This window comes from Tsukamurella sp. TY48 (genome assembly GCF_019656655.1).
GTDB classification, from domain to species: Bacteria; Actinomycetota; Actinomycetes; order Mycobacteriales; family Mycobacteriaceae; genus Tsukamurella; species Tsukamurella strandjordii.
Window position 1 is genome coordinate 418,552 of record NZ_BPMV01000002.1, and the last position, 21,553, is coordinate 440,104.

The 21,553-nt window shown below is 72.3% G+C and carries 20 protein-coding genes; 5 read left to right on the forward strand and 15 right to left on the reverse strand.

Going from position 1 to position 21,553, the window contains the following annotated elements; genetic code table 11:
• Positions 1-8: 8 nt before the first annotated feature.
• The 12 genes from TTY48_RS17820 to TTY48_RS17875 form a co-directional block, all read right to left on the reverse strand.
• Positions 9-1,346 carry an NtaA/DmoA family FMN-dependent monooxygenase gene (locus TTY48_RS17820; RefSeq protein ID WP_220658988.1) on the reverse strand — a complete coding sequence of 446 codons (1,338 nt, stop codon included), beginning with the start codon at positions 1,344-1,346 and terminating at the stop codon, positions 9-11.
• On the reverse strand, positions 1,331-2,368 hold the full coding sequence (locus TTY48_RS17825) for an MsnO8 family LLM class oxidoreductase (protein WP_220658989.1): 1,038 nt from the start codon (positions 2,366-2,368) through the stop codon (positions 1,331-1,333). Before TTY48_RS17825 ends, TTY48_RS17820 begins: the two co-directional genes overlap by 16 nt.
• Positions 2,365-3,462, reverse strand: coding sequence for an LLM class flavin-dependent oxidoreductase (locus TTY48_RS17830; protein WP_255585806.1), 1,098 nt, complete (start codon positions 3,460-3,462; stop codon positions 2,365-2,367). The genes TTY48_RS17825 and TTY48_RS17830 overlap by 4 nt, the downstream gene beginning before the upstream one ends.
• Before the next feature lie 56 nt (positions 3,463-3,518).
• The gene (locus tag TTY48_RS17835) at positions 3,519-3,941 is read right to left on the reverse strand and encodes a prepilin peptidase (RefSeq protein WP_220658990.1); all 423 of its coding nucleotides are present in this window, start codon (positions 3,939-3,941) and stop codon (positions 3,519-3,521) included.
• 12 nt (positions 3,942-3,953) lie between these two features.
• A complete protein-coding gene (locus TTY48_RS17840) occupies positions 3,954-4,364 on the reverse strand; it encodes a thioesterase family protein (RefSeq protein WP_220658991.1) in 411 nt (136 codons plus the stop codon).
• Positions 4,364-5,194, reverse strand: a complete 831-nt coding sequence (locus TTY48_RS17845; protein ID WP_374758722.1) for a shikimate dehydrogenase — start codon at positions 5,192-5,194, stop codon at positions 4,364-4,366. The genes TTY48_RS17840 and TTY48_RS17845 overlap by 1 nt, the downstream gene beginning before the upstream one ends.
• Entirely contained in the window at positions 5,182-6,435 is a 1,254-nt protein-coding gene (gene mltG, locus TTY48_RS17850) for an endolytic transglycosylase MltG (RefSeq protein ID WP_220658993.1), read from the reverse strand. Before mltG ends, TTY48_RS17845 begins: the two co-directional genes overlap by 13 nt.
• The gene (gene ruvX / locus TTY48_RS17855; protein WP_220658994.1) at positions 6,432-6,920 is read right to left on the reverse strand and encodes a Holliday junction resolvase RuvX; all 489 of its coding nucleotides are present in this window, start codon (positions 6,918-6,920) and stop codon (positions 6,432-6,434) included. The genes mltG and ruvX overlap by 4 nt, the downstream gene beginning before the upstream one ends.
• Before the next feature lie 2 nt (positions 6,921-6,922).
• Positions 6,923-9,595 carry an alanine--tRNA ligase gene (gene alaS, locus TTY48_RS17860; protein ID WP_220658995.1) on the reverse strand — a complete coding sequence of 891 codons (2,673 nt, stop codon included), beginning with the start codon at positions 9,593-9,595 and terminating at the stop codon, positions 6,923-6,925.
• Positions 9,596-9,648: 53 nt separating this feature from the next.
• Positions 9,649-11,019: a replication-associated recombination protein A gene (locus tag TTY48_RS17865; RefSeq protein ID WP_220658996.1), complete on the reverse strand. Its 1,371-nt coding sequence runs from the start codon at positions 11,017-11,019 to the stop codon at positions 9,649-9,651.
• Positions 11,016-12,122, reverse strand: a complete 1,107-nt coding sequence (locus tag TTY48_RS17870; RefSeq protein WP_220658997.1) for a hypothetical protein — start codon at positions 12,120-12,122, stop codon at positions 11,016-11,018. Before TTY48_RS17870 ends, TTY48_RS17865 begins: the two co-directional genes overlap by 4 nt.
• A gap of 70 nt (positions 12,123-12,192) precedes the next feature.
• A complete protein-coding gene (locus tag TTY48_RS17875; RefSeq protein WP_220658998.1) occupies positions 12,193-12,495 on the reverse strand; it encodes a helix-turn-helix transcriptional regulator in 303 nt (100 codons plus the stop codon).
• Positions 12,496-12,548: 53 nt separating this feature from the next.
• Here TTY48_RS17875 and TTY48_RS17880 point away from each other — a divergent pair, with 53 nt between their 5' ends.
• The 5 genes from TTY48_RS17880 to TTY48_RS17900 are packed head-to-tail and all read left to right on the forward strand — an operon-like array spanning position 12,549 to position 17,311.
• Complete coding sequence (locus tag TTY48_RS17880; RefSeq protein WP_220658999.1) at positions 12,549-14,126, forward strand: ABC transporter substrate-binding protein; 1,578 nt, start codon at positions 12,549-12,551, stop codon at positions 14,124-14,126.
• The gene (locus TTY48_RS17885; RefSeq protein WP_255585807.1) at positions 14,114-15,115 is read left to right on the forward strand and encodes an ABC transporter permease; all 1,002 of its coding nucleotides are present in this window, start codon (positions 14,114-14,116) and stop codon (positions 15,113-15,115) included. The genes TTY48_RS17880 and TTY48_RS17885 overlap by 13 nt, the downstream gene beginning before the upstream one ends.
• Entirely contained in the window at positions 15,112-15,912 is an 801-nt protein-coding gene (locus TTY48_RS17890; protein WP_220659000.1) for an ABC transporter permease, read from the forward strand. Before TTY48_RS17885 ends, TTY48_RS17890 begins: the two co-directional genes overlap by 4 nt.
• Entirely contained in the window at positions 15,909-16,643 is a 735-nt protein-coding gene (locus tag TTY48_RS17895; protein ID WP_220659001.1) for an ATP-binding cassette domain-containing protein, read from the forward strand. Before TTY48_RS17890 ends, TTY48_RS17895 begins: the two co-directional genes overlap by 4 nt.
• On the forward strand, positions 16,640-17,311 hold the full coding sequence (locus tag TTY48_RS17900) for an ABC transporter ATP-binding protein (protein ID WP_220659002.1): 672 nt from the start codon (positions 16,640-16,642) through the stop codon (positions 17,309-17,311). Before TTY48_RS17895 ends, TTY48_RS17900 begins: the two co-directional genes overlap by 4 nt.
• Here TTY48_RS17900 and TTY48_RS17905 read toward each other — a convergent pair.
• Genes TTY48_RS17905 through TTY48_RS17915 form a run of 3 tightly spaced genes read right to left on the reverse strand, consistent with a single transcriptional unit; the run spans position 17,251 to position 21,541 of the window.
• Positions 17,251-18,165: a transglutaminase family protein gene (locus TTY48_RS17905; RefSeq protein WP_220659003.1), complete on the reverse strand. Its 915-nt coding sequence runs from the start codon at positions 18,163-18,165 to the stop codon at positions 17,251-17,253. The two genes, TTY48_RS17900 and TTY48_RS17905, sit on opposite strands and share 61 nt — an antisense overlap.
• The gene (locus tag TTY48_RS17910; RefSeq protein ID WP_220659004.1) at positions 18,156-20,612 is read right to left on the reverse strand and encodes a circularly permuted type 2 ATP-grasp protein; all 2,457 of its coding nucleotides are present in this window, start codon (positions 20,610-20,612) and stop codon (positions 18,156-18,158) included. Before TTY48_RS17910 ends, TTY48_RS17905 begins: the two co-directional genes overlap by 10 nt.
• Entirely contained in the window at positions 20,609-21,541 is a 933-nt protein-coding gene (locus tag TTY48_RS17915; RefSeq protein WP_220659005.1) for a DUF389 domain-containing protein, read from the reverse strand. The genes TTY48_RS17910 and TTY48_RS17915 overlap by 4 nt, the downstream gene beginning before the upstream one ends.
• Positions 21,542-21,553 lie beyond the last annotated feature (12 nt).

Here is a 21,553-nt window from a genome sequence, read left to right on the forward strand (position 1 = left end):
AATATTCGCTAACCCACCTGCCGGGCGTCGCTGCGCTGCTGCGGAACCGGCAGGCCGAGGTGCTCCCGCAGGGTGGTCCCGGTGTACTCCGAGCGGAACGCGCCGCGCTCCTGCAACAACGGAACCACGCGGTCGGCGAACTCATCGAGCCCGGTGGGGGTCAGATGCGGTACCAGGATGAACCCGTCGGCGGCATCGGCCTGGATGTAGGTGTCGATCTCGTCGGCCACCTGCTGCGGGGTGCCCACGAACTGCGGGCGGGTGTTGAGCTCGATCACCAGCTCGCGGATCGACAGCCCGCCCGCCTCGGCCCGGGCCCGGTAGGTGGCCACGATTTCGCGCGGGTCGGCGTGCAACACCCGTCCCTTCACCGCCTGCGTGTCGAAGACCGGCTCGATATCGGGCAGCGGACCGTCGGGGTCGTAGGACTGCAGTTCGCGTCCCCACACCTGCTCCAGGAAGTTGAGTGCGGTCTGCGGGCTCACCTGACTGTGCCGGATCTCGCGGGCGTTCTCGGCCGCCTCCTCCGCGGTGTCGCCGAGCACCGCCGCGGCACCGGGGAAGACCTTCAGGTGATCGGGATCGCGCCCCCGGTCGGCGGCCCGGCGTTTGACGTCCGCGTAGAACGCCCGGCCCGACTCCAGGCTGCCGTGCCGGGTGAAGATCGCGTCCGCCTGGGCGGCGGCGAAGTCCCGGCCCTCCCCCGAATCACCCGCCTGCAGCAGCACGGGGTGCCCCTGCGGGCTGGGTGGCAGCGGCGCGGTGCCGCGCACCGAGAACTGCTCGCCGCGGTGTGCGACCTCATCGCCCCAGCCGTCCCAGAACTTCCGTGCCACGGTGACGAACTCATCCGCCCGGCGGTACCGGTCGGCGTGCGCGAGGTAGCCGCCGCGCCGGAAGTTCTCGCCGGTGAAGGCGTCGGAGCTGGTCACCATGTTCCAGGCCGCGCGACCGCCGCTGAGGTGATCGAGCGTGGCGAACTGGCGCGCCACCTCGAAGGGCTCGTTGAACGTGGTGTTGATGGTTCCGGCGAGGCCCAGACGGTCGGTCACGGCCGCGAGCCCGGCGAGCACGGTGAAGGTATCGGGACGCCCCACCACATCGAGATCGTGGATCCTGCCCAGATGTTCGCGCAGGCGCAGTCCCTCGGCGAGGAAGAAGAAGTCGAACTTGGCCCGCTCGGCCACCTGCGCCAGGTGCACGAAGGAATCGAACTTCACCTGGCTCCGCGCGGCCGGGTCCGACCACACGGTGTTGTGGTTCACGCCCGGGAAATGAGCGGCGAGGTGGATCTGCTTGCGGTGCGCGCCTTCCCGCACCGGTACTACTGTCACAACAGGCCCCATTCCTTGGCGAGGAGTTCGTGGCTGCGCAGCCGCGCATCGTGGTCGTGGGTCACGGAGGTGACCACCAGTTCGTCGGCCCCGGTCCGCTCGGCGAGGTCGTGCAGGCCCGCGGCGACCACACCCGGGTCGCCGACGAACTGGGTATCGGTGCGATCGGCGACGGCCGCCCGCTCCTCATCCGAGAGGTTCGCGCTGTCGCGCGGGTATTCGATCGCGCCCGCACCGAACCGGATGGAGTGCACCCACGCCGGGAAGCCCGCCGCGAGATCGTGTGCGGCCTGCGAGGTCTCGGCGACCACGACATCGGCGCTGACCACCAGATGCGGTGCAGCGAGGAACTCCGACGGCCGGAAGGCCGCCCGGTACGCATTCGCCGCCTCAACGGTGGTCGCGGGGCTCACATGGTAGTTGGCCACGAAGGGCAGGCCGCGCGCGCCGGCGAGCTGGGCGCTCTCCCCCGCACTGCTGCCGAACACCCAGACGGGGATGCCCTGGGCGGATTCGGCGACCGGCGAGCGCAGCGGCAGCCCGTCCGCGGTGTAGGTCCCGGCGATCAGCGCGAGCACGTCGTCGACCTGCTCGGTGTAGGCCGGAGGCTCGGCCTTCGGGTGGTAGAGCCGCTCGTACCCGGCCACGATCCTCGGGTTCGGTCCGGGGGCCCCGGGCGGGGCCGTGCGCAGGCGCTGCCCGGTGCGGCCCAGCCCGATGTCCACCCGGCCCGGGTGCAATGCGGCGAGCACGCCGAAGGCGTCGGCCACCGCGGGCGCGGTGGTGAAGCCGATCAACACGGCGGCGGAGCCGACCCGGATGCGACGGGTGGCGGCGAGGATCTCACCGATCAGCACCGCCGGGGCGGCGCTGGCGACGTTCGCGAAGTGATGCTCGGCGACCCAGTACCGCCGGTAGCCCCAGTCCTCGGCGCGGCGCGCCAGGTCGAGGGTGTTGCGCAGGGCATCGCCCGCGGTGGCCCCCGCCGGGATCGGTGCCAGATCGAGGACGTTGAGGGCGATCGGCGAGCTCACAGCGTGCCCCCGACCCGGGCGAAACGGGCGGCGGGGCGGGTGAGGCCGAGGATCTCCCGCAGCGACCCGGTGGCCGGGGCACCGCCGATCAGGGGCGCGAAGGAGTCGCGCAACCGCGGTAGGTCGACGGCGTTCACCCCGGGCCGGAGGCGGACACCGTCCACTCCGAGCGCGTGCCAGCGTTCGACGAGCAGCGCGAGGTCTTCACCGGTCCCGGCGTGGACCAGGGTGTCGTCGGCATGCTCCTCGCGGCGATCGAGCTTCTCGATCCGGCGCACGGCCGTGCGCGCGGAGTCCGCGAGGTAGACCGTGACATCGGCCAGGACCCGCGCCACGCCGGCGGCGTGCAGCCGCGCCGCGGTGCTCGCGAGATCCTCTTCGGACCGCGCGACCACGACTGCCACGTCCGCGGACGCGGCGACCGATTCCGAGGCGCCGTCACTCACGCGGACCACCACGACGGGCTGGCCCTGCGGCGGGCGCGGCGTGATCGACGGACCCTTCACGGAGAAGTTCTCGCCCTGGAAATCGATGTAGTGCAGGCGGTCCCGATCCACGTACCGGCCGGTGTCCACGTCCTTGATCACCGCATCGTCGTCCCAGCTGTCCCAGAGATCCCGGACCACCGTGATGTACTCGCTCGCCTCCACCGCCTGCGAGGCGGCGTCCTGCGCCTGTTTGCGGCCGAAAAGCGCGGCATCGGCATCGCGACCGGTGGTCGTGGGCAGGATCCCGGCACGGCCTCCGCTCACGTAGTCGAGGGTGGCGATCGCCTTGGAGGCGTGGAAGGGCTCGGTGTGGGTGGCGGTCACGGTGGGCACCAGGCCGATCCGGTCGGTGGCCGGTGCGACCCGCGCCGCGAGCAGGGTGGCGTCGAAGCGGCCGGTGAGCCGATCGCGCGCGGTGAGCGTGAACGAGTCCTCGAAGGTCACGAAGTCGGCGGCGGCCTCCTCCGCGGAGCGGGCCAGCCCAACCCAGTGCTCCGCGGAGGTGGCCTCCAGTGGATCCGCGCCCAGCTCGGCGAACGCTGCGGGATGCCACCCGAAGGGTTCCAGGGCGATCCCGATGACAGGGCGAGTTCTTGACGCGGTCACGGAATCGACGGTAGGCCTCGCCCTCCGCGTTGTGACCCCTTGCGCTCAGCGTGGATTCAACGGAATGCGAGGTAGGAGGCCAGCGCCGCGACACACATCGCGGGGCCGTGCGGCACCGTCCGGTCGCGGGTGGCCGCGGCCCACACCAGGGTGAGCACCTGGGCGCCGAGGAGGGCGACGATCACCGCGGGTACGCCCGCGACGCCCCCGAGGACTACGCCCAGGGTCGGTGCGAGCTTCACGTCACCCGCACCGACCCCGCGCCCGACGAAGGCTACGAGATAGATGCCGGTCCACAGCAGCGATCCGGTCAGGGCCGCGGTCGCGGTCGCGCCCCCGAGGGCGAGCACCAGCGCGACGGCGATCGCCGCGAGTGCCGCCGGAACCGTCAACGCGTTCGGCAGGCGACGCTCGCGCACATCGAACCAGCACAGTGCCGCGCACCACGCCACGAATCCCCCGAAGAGCCCCCACTCCACGCGGGGATTGTGTCAGGACTCGAGGGCCGCGCGCAGCCGGTCGGGAATCACGATGGCGCCGCCGGGGCCCGATCCGATCACGGCGTACACGAGCCGGCCGGATACCGCATCGATGGGCTGGGCGGCGTCGAGGTCGGTGCGGAAGAGGAACTCCAGGGTGAAGCTCTTGGTACCGATCCGGCCGACGGACAGGATCAGCTCGGATTCGGCGTCGTCGGTCAGGCCCGCGGCGTAATCCAGCTCGGCGTGCACCACCTGGGTGTCGAAACCGTGACCCGCCCAGTCCTGGAACCGCAGCCCCAGCTGCTCGAACAGGCCGCCGACGGCCGTGTCCACGTAGCCGAGGTACCACATGTTGAACATGACGCCCTGGCGGTCGATCTCGTAGTAGCGCGGCGTGAACCGGTGACGGTACTCGGCCATCATGCGCCCCGGTGCGTGGCGAGTGCGGCGGCCATGGCGTCCCGCGGGGCGGGCGACCCGGTGAAGAGTTCGGTCTGCCGGTAGGCCTGCGCCAGCAACATGGTGAGGCCGCCCGCCACGCGTGCGCCCTTCGACTCGGCGGCGGCCACCAGGAGCGTGGGCCACGGGTCGTAGGCGACATCGGCGACCGCGGGCGCGGCGGAACTCAGCGCGTCCATGAGCGGGAAGTCCTCGGGCTGCGCCGCGCCGGGCAGGGTCGAGACCACGACGTCGGCCGACGGGACCGCCTCCGCGCGCAGCGGCGACCACCGGGCGGTCAGTCCGAAGGATTCCGCGGCCGCCAGCGCATCGGCGGCGCGCTCCTCGGACCGCGAGAGCACCGTGACCGTCCCGAAACCCCGATCCGCGAGGGCGGCGAGGACGGGGCGCGCGGTGCCGCCGGCGCCCACCACTACGGCGCTCTCGCCGGTGGCCCCGCACTCGTCGAGGAGGCCGACGGCACCGTCGACATCGGTGCAGTCGGCGAGCCAGCCGTCACCGGACCGGACGAGCGTGTTGGCCGAGCCCACCCGGATCGCGTGCTCGGTGCGTTCGGTGGCGAGTTCGAGCGCCGCGAACTTGCCGGGCATGGTCACCGACAGGCCGACCCACTCCGGCCCGAGACCGGCGACCAGCGCGGGCAGGCCCGCGGCATCGCATTCGATACGGTCGTAGGTCCAGTCCAGGCCGAGCGCGGCGAAGGCCGCGCGATGCAGCACCGGGGACAGCGAGTGATCGATCGGCTTACCGACCACGGCGCACCGTCGGAGACCGACGGTCACTTCGCGCACCCGACGGTGAGGAACTTGTTGTCGCAGGCGGTCTGCCGGTTGCGTTCGTGCTGCGCGAAGTCGTCCGTGAACAGGGTGGTGCCCTTGCTGTCGACGGTCACGAAGTACAGCCACGGTCCGGGCGCGGGGTTCTCGGTGGCCACCAGGGCGGGAATGCCGACGGCGCCGATCGGCGTGGCGGGCAACCCGGTCTTGGAGTAGGTGTTCCACTCGGTCTTCCTCAGCAGCTGCTCGCCGCGCACGTCGATGCTGGTGACGGCCTCGGTGTAGTTGACCGTGGAGTCCATCTCCAGCTTCTGGTTCTTGGCCAGCCGGTTGAGGATGACGCGGGCCACCTTCGGGTAATCGTCCGCCTGGTTGACCTCGCGCTCGACGATCGACGACGACACCAGCACCTCGTACGGGTCCAGTTTCGCGGCCGACGTGCGGCTGGCGCTCAGCAGGCCCTGCGCCTCGTACTGCTTCGCGGACTGGCTGATCAGGCCCTTGAGGATCGAGACGGGCGAGCCGGACGGGTCGATCTCCTCCCACACGCCGGGCGCGATGAGCCCCTCGATGCGGCGGTGATCGCCCTTCATCCGGTTCACGGTGCCCAGCGCCCACTGCGGCACGCCCAGATCGGTGGGCGAGGCGGTGGCCGCGACCTTGACGAACTCCGCGGCGGGAATCTGCGTCTTCACGCCGTCGCTGGTGTGCGCGGTGGCCGCCGAGATCTGGCTGAGGATGCCGCGGGCCACCTTGTTGTCCTTGCCGCGCTTGTCGTCGAGCTGGGCGCCGGCGGGCACGTTCACCATGCCCACGCGGTGCGAGCGCGCCGGGTCGGTCATCATGTCCACGACCTCGGACGCCGGGAGGGTTTTGCGGAGCTCGTAGTAGCCGGCCGAGATCGGCTTGTTGCCGGCGGCCTGGTTGAACGCGGCCACCGATTTCACCACGCCCGCATCCACGAGGCTCTGCGCGAAGTCGGAGTTGTTGGTGCCGGTGATGTGCACGACCACCTGCGGTCCCGCGGTCCCGGACGCGTAGTCCTCAGGGCTGCCGCCGTTCCCGAGCAGGGAATGCCGCATGGTCCACAGCACCGTGCCCACCACCACCAGGAAGACCACCAGGATGGCGGTGAGCGCCACCCGGCGGCGGCGCTTGACCTGCGCCTGCCGCGCGGCGCGACGTCGCTCCGAGCGGGTGGGTCCACCGCCGACCGCGATCGGCTCGGCGCGGTCGGTGTTCCACCCGTCGTTCACTGGTCGTCCTCCTCGCGGTCGACCACGGGCCGCCGCTCATCGAGCCATCCCTGCAGGATGGCGACCGCGGCCGCCTGATCGATCACGGCTCGCTGCTCCTTCGCGCGCACTCCGTTGTCCCGAAGCGCGCGCTGCGCCGTCACCGTGGTGAAGCGCTCGTCTGAAAAACATACCCGGGGCGCCGGGTTTGCTGTGGCATCGAGAACCTTGGCGAGCCGCTCAGCGAACCGTTCGGCCATGTGCGCCGACGATCCCCGGTCGCCGCGCAGCGTGCGCGGCAGCCCGACGACGATCTCGATCGGTTCGTAGTCCTCCACGATGCGCGCGATGCGCCGCAGATCCGAACCGTCCTTGGCCGCCTTGACCGTCTCGACCGGGGTCGCGAGGATCCCGTCCGGATCGGACACGGCCACGCCGATGCGCGCCTTGCCCACGTCCAGGGCCAGGCGGCGGCCGCGCTCCCAGGCGGGAGCCGATCCGCTCACCGTCAGGCGCCCGCCACCCGCGCGACCTCGGCCCGGACGGCGGCGAGTGCGGCCTCCACGCCCGAGGCGTCGGAGCCGGCACCCTGCGCCATATCGGCCTTGCCGCCGCCGCGTCCGCCGACGGCCGGGGCCGCGGCCTTGACCACGTCGCCGGCCTTGACGCCGAGGTCCTGGGCGGCGTCGTTGGCGGCCACCACGAAGGGCACCTTCTCGCCGTCCACGGCGAACAGCGCGATCACCGCCGGCTCGGCACCGAGCCGGCCCTTGAGCTGCATCACCAGTCCGCGCAGCTCCCCCGCGGCCACACCGGCGGGCGCCTGCGCGGCGACCAGCCGGACGGCGCCGACCCGCTCGGGCGAGGAGGCAAGGTCCGACAGCGCGGACAGCGCCGCCTGGGCGCGCAGCTTCTCGAGCTCCTTCTCGGCGTCCTTGAGGCGCGTCACCAGCGATTCGACGCGGCCGGGCACCTCCTCGGCGGGCACCTTGAGCGACGACGACAGCGCCGACACCAGGGCCCGCTCCTTGGCCAGGTACTTCTGCGAATCCAGGCCCACGTAGGCCTCGACGCGGCGCACGCCCGATCCGACGGAGCTCTCACCGAGCAGAGTGACGGGACCCACCAGCCCAGAACTGGCGACGTGCGTGCCGCCGCACAGCTCCATCGAGAACGGTCCGCCGATCTCGACGACGCGCACCTGATCGCCGTAGTTCTCGCCGAACAGCGCCATGGCGCCCCGCTTCTTCGCGGTCTCCAAATCGGTGACCTCGGTGTTCACGCCGTAGTCGGCCTGCACCGCCTCGTTGGTGACCTGCTCGATGTCGGCGCGCTGCTGCTCGGTGAGGGCACCCGACCAGCGGAAGTCGAAACGCAGGTAGCCGGGGCGGTTGAGCGAGCCGGCCTGCACCGCGTTGGGGCCGAGCACCTGCCGCAGGGCGGCGTGCACGAGGTGCGTACCCGAGTGCCCCTGGGTGCTGCCGTGGCGGTGCGACGGGTCGACGGCGACGGTGACCCGATCGCCCTCGGAGACCTCACCCGCGGTCACGGTGCCCTGGTGGCGCCACACGGTCTTGGCCAGCCGCTGCACGTCGGTCACCAGGACCTGCGCCCCGGCCGCGGTGGTGATGGTGCCCACGTCGGCGAGCTGGCCGCCGGCCTCGGCGTACAGCGGGCTGCGATCGAGCACGATCTCGACGTCCTCGCCCTGGTTCGCGGTCGGCACCCGGGCGCCGTCGCGGACCAGGCCGAGGACCTGGGCGTCGGAGCTGAGCTCGTCGAAGCCGGTGAACTCGGTGGGGCCGCGGTCGATCAGCTCGCGGTAGGCGGACAGGTCGGTGAGCGCGGCCTTGCGGGAGTTGGCGTCGTCCTTGGCCCGCTGGCGCTGTTCGGCCATGAGCGCGCGGAAGCCGTCCTGGTCCACCTCGAGGCCGGCCTCGGAGGCCATCTCCAGCGTGAGGTCGATCGGGAAGCCGTAGGTGTCGTGCAGCGTGAAGGCGTCGTCGCCCGAGAGCACCGTGCGGCCGGAGGACTTGGTGGCGTCCACCGCGTTGCCGAACAGCGTGGTGCCCTGTTCCAGGGTCTTGAGGAAGGCCTGCTCCTCGCCGGTGGCCACGGTGCGGATGCGCTGCGCATCGTCGGCCAGCGACGGGTACGAGGGCGACATGGTGGCGATCACGGTGTCGATGAAGACGCCCATGGTCTCCCCGGTGGCGCCGAGCAGCCGGGCCGAGCGGACCACGCGGCGCAGCAGGCGGCGCAGCACGTAGCCGCGGCCGTCGTTGCCGGGGTTCACGCCGTCCTCGATGAGCATCACGGCGGTGCGGGTGTGGTCGGCGATCACGCGGAACAGCCGGTCGTGCTCGGGATCTCCGGCGTTGTAGCGCTGGCCGGTGAGCTCCTGCGCGCGGTCGATCACGGGGCGCAGCAGGTCGGTGTCGTAGACGTTGTCGACGCCCTGCAGCAGGAAGGCGACGCGCTCGATGCCCATGCCGGTGTCGATGTTCTTCTTCGGCAGCTCGCCGAGGATCTCGAAGTTCTCCTTGCCGCCGCCCTGGCCGCGCTCGTTCTGCATGAAAACGAGGTTCCAGATCTCGATGTAGCGGTCCTCGTCGGCCTCGGGGCCACCTTCGACGCCGTACTCCGGTCCGCGGTCGTAGAAGATCTCCGAGCACGGGCCGGCCGGTCCGGGGATGCCCATCGACCAGTAGTTGTCCTTCATGCCGCGGCGCTGGATGCGCTCGGGCACCTGGCCCACCTCGAGCCACAGGTCGCGGGCCTCGTCGTCGTCGAGGTACACCGTGGACCACAGGCGCTCGGGATCCATCCCGAAGCCGCCGTCCTCGACGGGGTTCGTCAGCAGGCTCCAGGCGAATTTGATGGCGTCGCGCTTGAAGTAGTCGCCGAAGCTGAAGTTGCCGGCCATCTGGAAGAAGGTGTTGTGGCGGGTGGTGATGCCCACCTCCTCGATGTCGAGGGTGCGCACGCACTTCTGGATCGACGTGGCGCGATCGTAGGGCGGGGTCTGCTGGCCCAGGAAGAAGGGCACGAAGGGCACCATGCCGGCGATCACGAACAGCTGATTCGGGTCGTTCAGCACCAGTGATGCACTGGGCACCTGGGTGTGTCCGGCCTTGACGAAGTGGTCCGTGAACCGCTTCCGAATCTCATGGGTCTGCACAGTGATCCTTCGCGTCTCTACTGAGGGTTTTCGATGGTTGCGACCCGTCAACCTTACCGGCGCCTGATGATGCCCCGCAGCCGCGTTACCCGTGGTCCGATCTCGCGCTCGAAGCCGTGGTCCGTGGGCTCGTAGTAGTCGACACCCACCAGCTCGTCCGGCGGGTACTGCTGCGGCGCCACTCCCCCCGTCACGTTGTGCGGGTACACGTAGCCCTGCGCGTTGCCCAGGGCCTCGGCGCCGGCGTAGTGACCGTCCCGCAGGTGCGGCGGCACCGCGCCGGCCTTCCCGGCGGAGATGTCGCCCATCGCGGCGCCGATCGCGGAGACGACGCCGTCGGACTTCGGCGCGGTGGCGAGGTGGATGGTGGCCTGCGCCAGGGCCAGTCGCGCCTCGGGCATGCCGATCAGTTGGACCGCCTGCGCCGCGGCGGTGGCCACGAGCAGCGCCTGCGGATCGGCCATGCCGATGTCCTCGGAGGCGTGCACCACGAGGCGACGGGCGATGAACCGCGGATCCTCACCGGCGGTGATCATCCGGGCCAGGTAGTGCAGCGCGGCGTCCACGTCCGAGCCGCGGATCGATTTGATGAAGGCGCTGATCACGTCGTAGTGCTGATCGCCGTCGCGGTCGTAGCGGACGGCGGCGGTGTCGATGCTGGACTCGACGATCTCCAGGCTGATCTCGGCGACCTGCTCCCCCAGCGCGACGTCGGCGGCCGCCTCGAGGGCGGTCAGGGAGCGGCGCGCGTCGCCGCCGGCGAGCCGGACGAGGTGGTCGCGGGCCTCGTCGGAGATGGTGAGCGCGCCGTCGTAGCCCCGCGGATCGGTGAGCGCCCGGTCGATGAGTTCGGTGATGTGCTCGGGCTCCAGCGGACGCAGCTGCAGGATCAGCGACCGGGACAGCAGTGGGGAGACCACGGAGAAGCTGGGGTTCTCGGTGGTGGCGGCCACCAGGAGCACCACGCGGTTCTCCACGGCCGCCAGCAGCGCGTCCTGCTGGGCCTTGGAGAACCGGTGCACCTCGTCGATGAACAGCACGGTCTGCTCGTCGACCAGGAGCCGGCGCCGGGCCAGCTCGATCACGGCGCGCACGTCCTTGACCCCGGCCGACAGGGCGGACAGGGCCTCGAACCGGCGGCCGGTGGCGCCCGAGATGAGGGAGGCGATGGTGGTCTTACCGGTGCCGGGCGGGCCGTACAGGATCACGCTGGCCGCGCCCGCGCCCTCGATGAGGCGCCGCAGCGGCGTTCCGGCGCCGAGCAGGTGTTCCTGGCCGAGGACCTCGTCGAGGCTGCGGGGCCGCATCCGCACCGCGAGGGGGGTTCCGGCGTGCGCGGGGACGAAATCGACCTCGCCTCCGCCGGACGGGGTCGCCGGGGGCGTGCCGAGGTCCCCGTCGTCGCCGAACAGGGATTCGGTCACTGGGCGCGGACCTCCGCGGCTGCGGCCTCGGCGAACCCCGCGATCCGCGGATCGGCGGCGGCCAGTCGGTCCCAGCGCGTCGCCAGATCCTCCGACGACCAGGCGGCGAGGCTGTCGAGGTGGCCCGCATCGATCCGGCTCGCGGAGTCGAGGCCCAGTGCCCAGTAGGTGGCCAGCACGAGCCACGCGAGTTTCGCAGTGGCCAGGTGCCGGTGCAGGGCGATGTCGTCCGCCAGGCGGGGCCACAGCCGAACGATCTCGGAGCGCCAGGCCTCGAGGATCGCGCTGTCGTGGTCGGTGGAGTGACCCTCGGGCGTGCAGTCCGGGTAGGTCAGCAGCGCGTAGGCGATGTCCAAGGCGCCGTCGCGGAAGCCGGCCCATTCGTAGTCGAGGAAGCGGACGGCGCCGCCGACCACGTGGGTGTTGTCGGGGCCGACATCGGACGGGCTGAAGGCGCGGAAGGGGCCGTCGGTGAACAGCGCGACCGCGGCGTCGAGCACCGCGCCGGTGGTCTCGCCGGCGCCGCCCACCGCCTGGGCGACCGCGGTGACGGCCTTCTCGGCCTCACGGGCGATGGGGTCGTTGCGGGAGTCGGTGTGTTCCAGCCGGGCCAGGGTGTGCAGGTCGATCTCGCGACCGTAGGTGCCCGCGTGCATCCGGCCGAGGGCCTGCGCCCACGCGGAGAGCACCATGGATGCGCCGACGACGGGCGTGCGCCCGAGGACATCGGTCATGGTCTCGCCCTCGCCGAGGTCCTGGAGCACCAGGATCTTGGCCTCGGGATCGGACGCGAGCAGTTGCGGGCCGGGCCGCGAGTCGACCGGCAGCGCGGTCGCGAACTTGTAGGCCGCGCTCTCGCGGGCGAAGGCCTCGGCGTGATCGCGGTCGGCGTGATCGACCAGCCGCAGCTGCTTGATCACCACGGACCGCGGGAGCAGCGGGTTGTTGTGCAGCACGCGCGCCCGCATCACGAGCGTGCGGCCGGAACCGCCCAGGTCTTCGGGGTCGCCCAGGTCCACCGGCGTCCCCACGCGGCGCCCGAGGAGCGTTTCCACCGCGGTGAGGGCGGCCTGCGTCGTCTCGAAACCCACCGCGGCAACCATCGATTCCAACCTACCCCAGCGGCCGTCGCGGGGCTTCCCGCCAGCCCCCGGCTCCCTGTGTGTTGCCTGGTCAGCGATGCTCGTGGGTCACGCCGAGGATGTCGTGCAGGATCCGGTGGACGATCACGTCCGACCGCAGGGTGTAGCGCACCGTCCGGCCGTCGCGGGTGGTGCGCACCCAGTCGGCCTCCCGGAGGATCCGCAGGGCCTGCGAGGCGGCGTTCTCCCCCACCTGCGCACGCTGGGCGAGTTCGCCGACGCCGAGGCCGGGATGATCGTGCATCGCGATGAGCAGGCGCAGCCGTGTCGGATCGCCGAGGAGCGCGAACCGCGCCGCCCAGGCCTCGGGTTCGCCGGGGTGATCGTCCGCCATCGTCGCCGCCCTCTCACATCACATCTGTCTCCCTGAACAGATAAGGTCCCCGCATGCGCACCGCCCGCCGCACCGTCGGCCTCATTACAGCAGTAGCACTGGCCGCGGGGGCCTGCTCGTCGGGCGGCGACACCGCGGACGACCGGCTGGTGCTCGCCGAGAGTCAACCGCTCAACTCCTTCAATCCCCTCACCGGCTACGGCGAACTGGGCGTCTCGCCGCTCTACGACGGGCTGTACCGGCCCGATGCCGGCACCGACGCGCAGGTCCCGAATCTGGTGCCCGCGCTGGCCGCGGCCGCGCCCGAGCGGATCGGGCCGCGCACCTGGCGGATCCGGCTGCGCTCCGGCGTCACCTTCTCCGACGGCAGCGCCTTCGACGCCGCCGACGTCGCGGCGACCTACCGCGCCGCCCGGGATCCGAAAGTGGCGGCCGACATCGCCACCCACGTCGCCCCGGTGGAGGACGTGACCGCCGAGGGCGACGGCGCCGTCACCGTCCGGCTGAGCACGGACGGCGATCCCACCCCCTACCTGTTGCTCGGCATCGTCCCGTCCGAGCGTGTGGAGGAACGCCCCGCCGCGGAGTGGAAACTCAACCGCGCGCCCGTGGGAACCGGCCCGTACCGGCTGGATTCGCTGGCCAACGATCAGGCCGTCCTCACCGCCCGGACGGACCGCGGTGAGCAACCCGCGGTGCGGCGCGTGGTGTACACACTGGTCCCGGACGACAATGCGCGGGCCCAGCGGGTCCGGGCCGGCGAGGTCGACGGTGCGCTCCTGCCGCCGAAACTCGCGGCATCACTGGGCGGCCGCGACGGTGTCCGCACCATGACGGTGAAATCGGCGGACTGGCGCGGGGTCTCGCTGCCGGCGGGCAACCCCTTCACCGCCGACCCCGCCGCGCGGCGGGCGATGAATCTCGGTGTGGACCGGGCCGCGATCGTCTCCGGCGTGCTCGCCGGTGCCGGTGAGCCGGCGAGCACGCCCTACTCCTCGGTGTACGGCGCCGCCTACGAGCCCGCGGCGCAGATCGCCGTCGACGCCGCCGGTGCCGCACGCGTGCTCGACGAGGCCGGATGGCGCGCCGGACCCGACGGTGTGCGCACCCGCGACGGCCGGACGGCGAGTTTCCCGCTGCTCTACAACGCGCAGGACACCGTCCGCCGCGACCTGGCGGTGGCCTTCGCGGCGGCGATGAAGCCGCTCGGCATCGCCGTCACCCCGCAGGGCAGCAGCTGGGACGACATCGAGAAGCGCACCGGCGACGCCGCGATCCTGTTGGGCGGCGGCGAGACGCCCTTCAGCATCGACGCGCAGGGTTACGACGCCCTGCACACGCGGGTCCCCAACTCGTCGCCGTACAGCAACCCGGGTGATTTCACCGCGCCCGGCCTGGACGTCCTGCTCGATCGCGCGCGCAATCTGGGGCCCGGGCCGGAGAAGGACGCCACCTACCGGGAGGTGCAGCGCACGTACGTCGCGCAGCCCTCGGCGGTGTACCTGGCGCATCTGCATCACGTGTACGCGGTGCGGTCCGCCGGGTGGTCCTTCGCGCCGCCGATCCTCGAACCGCACGCGCACGGTGTCACCTGGGGCCCGTGGTGGAACCTGCCCTCGTGGAAACGCTGAGGCCGCCGCGGCGGCGCGGCCGGGCGGTCGGGCGGCTGCTGCTGATCCGTGCGGCGATCGCGGTCCCCCTGCTCGCGGTGATCTCGGTGGCGTTGTTCGCGCTGGCCTCGCTGTCCCCGTTCGATCCGCTCGCCGGCTATCTGGGGGCGAACTACCAGTCGGCCTCGCAGGCGCAGCGCGAGGCGGCGCGCGCGGCCTACGGGGTCGACGCGAGCTGGTGGTCGGCCTGGTGGCACTGGATATCCGGGCTGGCGGCGGGCGATCTGGGCTTCTCTGCCACCCAGAGCCGGCCCACGAGCGAGGTGCTCGCGGAGGGCCTGCCGTTCACGGTCGGGCTATCGGCGGCGGCGCTGATCGCGGCCGCGGTGCTGGCGATCGCGCTCGGCGGGATCGCCGGGATGCGCACCGGCGGCGTGCTCGACCGGGTGGTCACGGGCGCCGCGACGGCGCTCGCGGCCACGCCGCCGTTCGTGGTCTCGCTGGTGTTGGTCGCGGTGTTCGCCGTGGGCCTGCGAGCGCTGCCCACCTCCGGGGCACGGGTGCCCGGAGAGCCGTACACCGCGGCGGGTCTCGCCTCCCACGCGGTGCTGCCGCTGGTCGCGCTGGCGCTCTCCCAGGTGCCCTGGCTGCTGCTGTCGATGCGGGCGGCCGTAGCGGATGCGGCCGGGTCCGATGCGGTGCGCGGGGCCCGCGCCCGGGGGGTGAGCGGCGTGCGGCTGCTGCGCGGGCACATCGGCCCGGTCTCGATCCTGCCCACACTGGCGCTGCTCGGGACCCGGCTGCCCGAGGTGATCGCGGGTGCCGCGGTGGTGGAAACGGTCTTCGGCTGGCCGGGCGTCGCTGCGGCGCTGGTGGATTCGGCGATCGCGCTGGACTTCCCGCTGTTCGCCGCACTGTCGGTGCTCGCCGCCGCTGCGGTGCTGGTGGGATCGGCGCTGTCCGATGCCGCGGCGCTGTGGCTCGATCCCCGGATCGAGCTCGCCGGATGAAGCGCTGGCCCTGGGTCGCGCTGACCGCGATCGTCGTCTTCGCGGTCGCGGTACCCGTGCTCGCCGGGCCGCAGGTCGCGGATTTCGCTGCGGCCCTGCGCCCGCCGGGGTCGGGTTCCGTGCTGGGCACCGACCATTCCGGGTACGACCTGGCGGTGCGCACGGCGTCGGCGCTGCGGATCTCCCTGCTGCTCGCGGCGATCTGCGCGGTGTTGTCCGCGGTGATAGGTCTCGCGGTGGGGCTGGCGGCCGCCACGCTGGGAGGCTGGTTCGATGCGGTGCTGATGCGCCTGGTGGACGGGGTGAACGCCCTCCCGCACCTGGTGGTGGGGGTGGTGATCGCGGCGCTGTGGCGCGGTGATCCGGTGGCGATCGTCGCCTCGATCGCGCTGACGCACTGGCCGTCGGTGGCCCGCGTGGTGCGGGCCGAACTGCTGGCGGCCACGACGTCCGGGTGGGTGGAGACCTCTCGCCTGGCGGGAGCGTCGCGCCTCTTCGTGGCGCGCCGGCACCTGCTGCCCGCCGTCTCCGGACAGGCGCTGGTGGCGGCGATCGTCATACTGCCGCACGCGGTCTGGCACGAGAGCACGCTGTCCTTCCTGGGCGTCGGCCTGTCCCCCGATCGCGCGAGCCTGGGGTCGCTGCTCGGCCAGGCCCGCGGCGATGTGCTGACGGGTGCCTGGTGGACGCTCGCGGTGCCGGGGCTCGCCCTGGTGGCCACGGCACTGGTGTGCGCGGCGTGCGGTGCGAGCATCCGCCGGGCCACCGCCGCACCGGCCCCGCAGGTGTGGCGATGACGGCGAGGCTGCGCGGGCTGACCGTGCGCGCCGGGGCGAACACGGTGCTGGATTCCGTCGACCTCACGGTGCCCAGCGGCGCGGTCACGGCCCTGGTCGGCGAATCCGGCTGCGGCAAGTCGATGGTCGCGTCGGCGCTCTGCGGTCTCCTGCCTCCCGGCGTCGACGTGTCGGGTGCTGTGACGGTGCACGGCCGGCGGCTCGGGCCCCGCGACGGCGCCTGGTCGGCCCTGCGGGGCCGCGCGGTGGGGACGGTTCCGCAGTCCGCGGCCACCTCCTTCACGCCGGTGCGCACGGTGCGCTCCCAGCTCGACGAGGTGATCCATGTCCTGGGCGCGGATCGGACCACCGAACAGCTCTGCGCCGCAGCGGGTCTGCCGGCGGCCGCGCTGGACTTGTATCCGCACGAGCTATCGGGCGGGATGGCGCAGCGGGCCGCGGTCGCCGCGGCGGTGGCGGGCGATCCGACCCTGCTGCTGGCGGACGAGCCGACCTCCGCACTGGACCCGGCGACCGCCGCAGGGGTCCTCGCGCTGCTGCGGGGGCACGCCGATGCGGGTGCGGCGGTCCTGGTGATCACGCACGACCTGCGCGCGGTCCTCGATGTCGGCTGCGATGCGCTCGCGGTGATGCGAAACGGCCGCATCCTCTACTCGGGCTCCCCCGACGGCGTGCCCGCCGACCATCCCGACGCCGAGTACATCGGCGCCTTCTTCGAGGAGATCGAATGACCGCGATCGTGGGATCGGGAATCGTGGTGCGTCGCGGCGGCCGCGCCGTGCTCGACGGTGTCGACGTCACCGTCACGCCGGGCGCCGTCACCGGCGTGCTCGGGCCGTCCGGCGCGGGAAAGACCACCCTGCTCCGGGTGCTGGCCGGGCTGGTGCCGGTGGACGGCGGCACCGTCGATCACGGCGGCGGAGCCGGGTACCCCGAGCCGGGCACGGTGGCCCTGCTCGCGCAGCATCCGCGCACGGTGTGCAATCCGCGGTGGTCGCTCGCGGACGTGATCGACGAGCCGCGGCGCATCGCGGGCACGCCGCGCGATGCAGGTCTGGTGCAGGAAGCGGCGAACCGGGCGGGGCTCGATCCGGTGCTACTGCAACGGTTCCCCTCCCAGGTGAGCGACGGTCAGCTGCAGCGCGCGTGCCTGGCCCGGATCCTGGTGCAACAGCCGCGGTTCGTGCTCGCCGACGAGCCCGTGGCGATGCTCGACCCGGTCACCGCGCGGGCGGTGCTGCGGGTGCTCGACGCGCTGACGGCGGCGGGGACCGGGCTCGCCCTGGTGAGCCATCACGAGAGGCTGGTGCGCAATCGCGCGTCGACGGTGGTGCGGCTTCAGTCGAGCGGCGCGACGTCGACCGAGACGTCGATCGACGACCCCCGCGAGTCGGTGTAGATCACGCCGCGCAGCGGAGGCACGTCCTCGTAGTCCCTGCCCCAGGCCACGGTCACGTGCCGCTCGTCGACGAACTTGTTGTTGGTGGGGTCGAAGGGCAGCCACACGTCGCCGGGCAACCACACTGCGGCCCAGGCGTGCGTGGCGCCGGCGCCGACCACCCGGTCCTGGCCGGGCGGCGGCTCGGTGGCGAGGTATCCCGAGACGTACCGCGCCGCAAGCCCCTTGGACCGTAGGCAGGCGATCGCCACGCGGGCGAAGTCCTGGCAGACGCCCTCGCGGCGTTCCATCACGGTGGCCACGCGGGTCGCGACGTTGGTGGCGCCGGACCGATAGGTGAAGTCGGTGTAGATCGCGGTGGTGAGTTCCTCGACGGCTTCGACGAGGGGTTTGCCGGGCGTGAAGATCGCATCGGCGAAGGCGCGGACATCGCCGTCGATCTCGGGCGGACGCTGGTCGAGCCGGTACTGCGCGGCGATCGCGCCGGCGTCGCCCACGGGCCGGGCCAGCTCCCACGGTGCCAGCGCGGGTCCCTCGTCGGTGATCGACTCGTGCAGCGGATCGACCTCGACGATCGATTCCCCGCGGACGCTGAGCTGCGTGTGGGGCGTGGTGACGTGGAAGTAGGTGTCGGTGTTGCCGTAGGCGTCGACGCCCTCGGATCGGTCGGTCGGCTCGGGACCGATCACGATGGCGTGCTCGTCGATCCGCTGATCGTCGAGCTCGCGCGGGGTGAGGTAGCAGCGTCCGAAGCTGGAGGTCACCTCGGCGTCGTAGCTGTAGGTGGTCTCGTGCACCACGCGGTACCGGCGGCTGCGCGACTGCGGAGTGCGGCGGGAGAAGCTCAGGCCCACGGCGCCACCCCCACCCCGATCGGCCGCGCCTCGGCCGGCAACGCGAAGCGGGTGCGTTCGAGCACGTCGGAGACCTCCCGCAGTCCGGTGGTGACGGCGTCGAGCAGACCGGCGATCTCGGTGCGGACACCGTCGGCGACCATATCGGCCTCCTCCGGATCGAAGCGCCGCAGCCGTCCGAGCAGCTCGGTGGCGGTGCGTTCGGCCGCCACGCTGCGCAGTTCGTCGGGCAAGGCCTGCAGATCGCGGGACAACGCGCCGAGCTGGAAGACGAGCGACCTCGGGTTGTCGGCGTCGAGGAACATCAGATCGGTGACCGCACCGACCCGCAACACCGAGCGGTGGCGCCGGCGGTACGTCACCGACGATTCACAAGCCACGAGGTAGGCGTCGAGGAGCCCCGCCTCAACCTCGGGTTCGCGGGCGGGGACGACCACGGAGGTGGTGAGGTCGGCGAGCTGCAGCGCGCGTTCGATCCGGCGGCCCGCGTCCATCATCAGCCAGCCCGGGTCCTGCACCAGGGATTCGCGGGCGAGGCCGGCGAAGGCGAGCAGGGACACCAGGACCTCGCCGAGAGTCTGGTCGAGCTGCTCGCCCGCGTCGTGGCGGTCGGCCGCGAGCCGTCCCAGCGAACGTTCCGCGCCGCTGAGCACGAGCCAGGTGTCGGTGGACATCTGGTCGCGCACGGCGCGCAGGCAGGCCCGCAGCCGCACCCCGGCGTAGGAGACGCTGCCCGGCAGTTCGGTGTCGAGGGTGAGCCGGCGCAGGCGGGCGAGCACATCGGACTGGTCGGCGCCCTCCGCCACGATCGGTCCGAGCTGAGCGGTATCGGACACGTCGACCACGGCGTCGAGGAGCGGCTGCAGCGAGGCGGCACCGGGCTGCCACGGCCGGTGCCGGTACTCCTGGTCCCGTTCCCGGGCCACGCTGAGCAGCCGGACCATCGCCTCGGCCCGGTCGGCGTAGCGGCCGATCCAGAACAGGTCGGACAGGACGCGGGGCGTGGCGACGGGGCCGCTGGCCGCGGTGCCATTCGCGCGTCCCGCGCGGGGCGAGGTGGCGATCCGCATCGAGGCCCGGGTGTCCTCCCCGGCGGGCACCCAGACATCGCGCGCGGCCGACGAGTTCAGCTGCGCGCCGGACGGTCCGTCCAGGAGGACCTGCCCGAGGCCGCCGCCGAGAACGGTGTACCCGGATTCCTGGCCGAGCGAGAAGACGCGCAGCGCGAAGCCGCGGTCGACCACGGCGCCGCCCTCGAGCGCCGGTTCGGTGTCGAAGGCCACGAGTTCCTTGGCGCACCACAGCGCGGGCTGTTCGGCGATGCGGGCACGGATCCCGTCGGCGGCCGCGGCGGTGAGGTCCACGCCCACCACTCGTTCGCCGGTCGAGAAGTTCAGCAGCAGTTGACCGTCCAGCGGACCGTCGAGCACCCCGCGGCCGGCGGGAGTACTGCAGTGCACGGTGGGCGTGGACGCCAGCAGCAGATCCTCGTCGAGCAGAGTGCGGCACAGTTGCGGCAGGTAGGCGTGCAGCGCCGGATTCTCCAGGACGCCGGAGCCGAGGGTGTTGACCACGGTCACGGCGCCGCGGGTCATCATCTCGACGAGGCCGACCACGCCCAGCCGGGAATCGGTGCGCAGGTCGAGCGGGTCGGAGAACTCGGAGTCGACGCGCCGCAGCACCACGTCGACCCGTTTCATCCGGCCGAGTGCGCGCATGAAGACGCCGCCGTCGCGGACGGTGAGATCGGCGGCCTCGACGAGGGGGAAGCCGAGGACGGAGGCGAGGTAGGCCTGGTCGAAGGCGGTCTCGGACAGCGACCCCGGGCTCAAGACCACCACGGTCGGGTCGGTGACGCCGGGGGGCGCGGATTCGAGCAGTTGCACCCGCAGCGCGGAGGCGAAGGAGGAGACCGGGCGGGGCGTCTCGGCGCGGAACTCGCGGGGCAGCGCGCGGGAGGTCACGCGCCGGTCGGCGAGCGCGTAGCCCACGCCCGACGGTGCCTGGGTGCGGTCCGCGACCACGGCGTAGGAGCCGTCCGCGACGGTCCGGCCGACGTCGGCGGCGTGCAGGAACAGTGCCTTGGGGCCGGGCGCGGGGACGCCGAAGGCGCGCCGGATGAAGCCGGGGTGCGCGAACAGCAACTCGGGTGGAATCAGCCCGTCACGGACGATCCGCTGCTCGCCGTAGAAGTCGCGGAGCACCGCGTCGAGCAGCGTCGACCGCTGGGCCGCGCCGCGGGCGAGACGATCCCATTCGTCGGCACCGAGCAGGACCGGAAGCGGGTCGAGCCGCCACCGTCCCGGGACGGCCGGGAATCCGGGGTCGGGCGGAAGCGCGTCGAAGGCGTTGTAGGTGATGCCCTCGTCGTCGACGAGTCCGCGGACCCGGCTCTGCAACCGGGTCAGGCCCTCGCCGTCGAGATCCTGCAGTCCATCGAGGGTCACAGGCCGACCACCTCGCGCAGGTCGCGCCAGGCCGCGGGGCGCAGCCACAGCACGAGCATCCCGGCGACGACGATGCCGAGCAGGTTGATGCCGAGCTGCCCCGCGGATTCGAGCGCCCGTTGCCACTCCCCGACCGTCGCCGCCACTACGGCGTACCCCGCCGCCGGCACGGTGGTCACCGAGATGAAGACACCCACCAGGGCCGCCGATTTCGCTGTGACCAACGAGATCATTCCCGCGGCACCGGCGAGCAGCGCCACGATCAGCGAGAACGGACCCACCTGGTAGATGAAGTCCACCTGGTCGGCGGCGGTGAGCACATCGCGGGAGTACAGATCGGCGGCGAGCAGTGCCTCGGCGACCACCCAGGCCAGCACCATCGCCACGGGGAAACCGATGCCGAGGGCGATCAGCGGGCGCCGCGCGAGGCGGAAGTGCCCGGTCGCGCCCGCCACCGCGATCGCGGCGAGAGGGCCGAACTCCGGCCCGACGACCATCGCCCCGACCACGGTGACCGGGGAGTTGGTGATCACGCCGACCATCGCGAGCAGAACCGCGAGCGCGAGGAAGGCGAGGAAGGTGGCGTTGAGCGTGGACTCCTCGCGGGTGCGCGCGGTGAGCTCCTCCCACACCACCGCGTCGGACGGGTCGCCGGGCACGGCCTCCTCGGCGGCGACCGCCGCATCGGAGAACGCGGTGTCGACGGTCGAGACGGTGATCGCCCCGCGCTCGGGCAGTTCGAGTTCCTGCAGCCCGCGCAGCACGCGGTGCGCCGCCTCCCGCGTGACATCGGCGCCCACGAGATCCCCGGCCGGTTCGATCGCACCGGCGCGCGCGAGGGTCACGTGGGTGACGCCCGGGCGGTCCCGGAGGAAGTCGATCACCGCATCGGTGCGGTCCGGCGGGCTGATCACCCGGATGTGGCGCACGGCGTGTCCAGG

Bases quoted from the DNA above. Each gene is read 5' to 3' on its own strand.
- TTY48_RS17840 (WP_220658991.1), bottom strand. From the start codon at position 4,364: ATGGCCGAGTACCGTCACCGGTTCACGCCGCGCTACTACGAGATCGAC.
- TTY48_RS17870 (WP_220658997.1), bottom strand. From the start codon at position 12,122: ATGGTTGCCGCGGTGGGTTTCGAGACGACGCAGGCCGCCCTCACCGCG.
- TTY48_RS17820 (WP_220658988.1), bottom strand. From the start codon at position 1,346: ATGGGGCCTGTTGTGACAGTAGTACCGGTGCGGGAAGGCGCGCACCGC.
- TTY48_RS17900 (WP_220659002.1), top strand. From the start codon at position 16,640: ATGACCGCGATCGTGGGATCGGGAATCGTGGTGCGTCGCGGCGGCCGC.
- TTY48_RS17875 (WP_220658998.1), bottom strand. From the start codon at position 12,495: ATGGCGGACGATCACCCCGGCGAACCCGAGGCCTGGGCGGCGCGGTTC.
- TTY48_RS17890 (WP_220659000.1), top strand. From the start codon at position 15,112: ATGAAGCGCTGGCCCTGGGTCGCGCTGACCGCGATCGTCGTCTTCGCG.
- TTY48_RS17880 (WP_220658999.1), top strand. From the start codon at position 12,549: ATGCGCACCGCCCGCCGCACCGTCGGCCTCATTACAGCAGTAGCACTG.
- TTY48_RS17895 (WP_220659001.1), top strand. From the start codon at position 15,909: ATGACGGCGAGGCTGCGCGGGCTGACCGTGCGCGCCGGGGCGAACACG.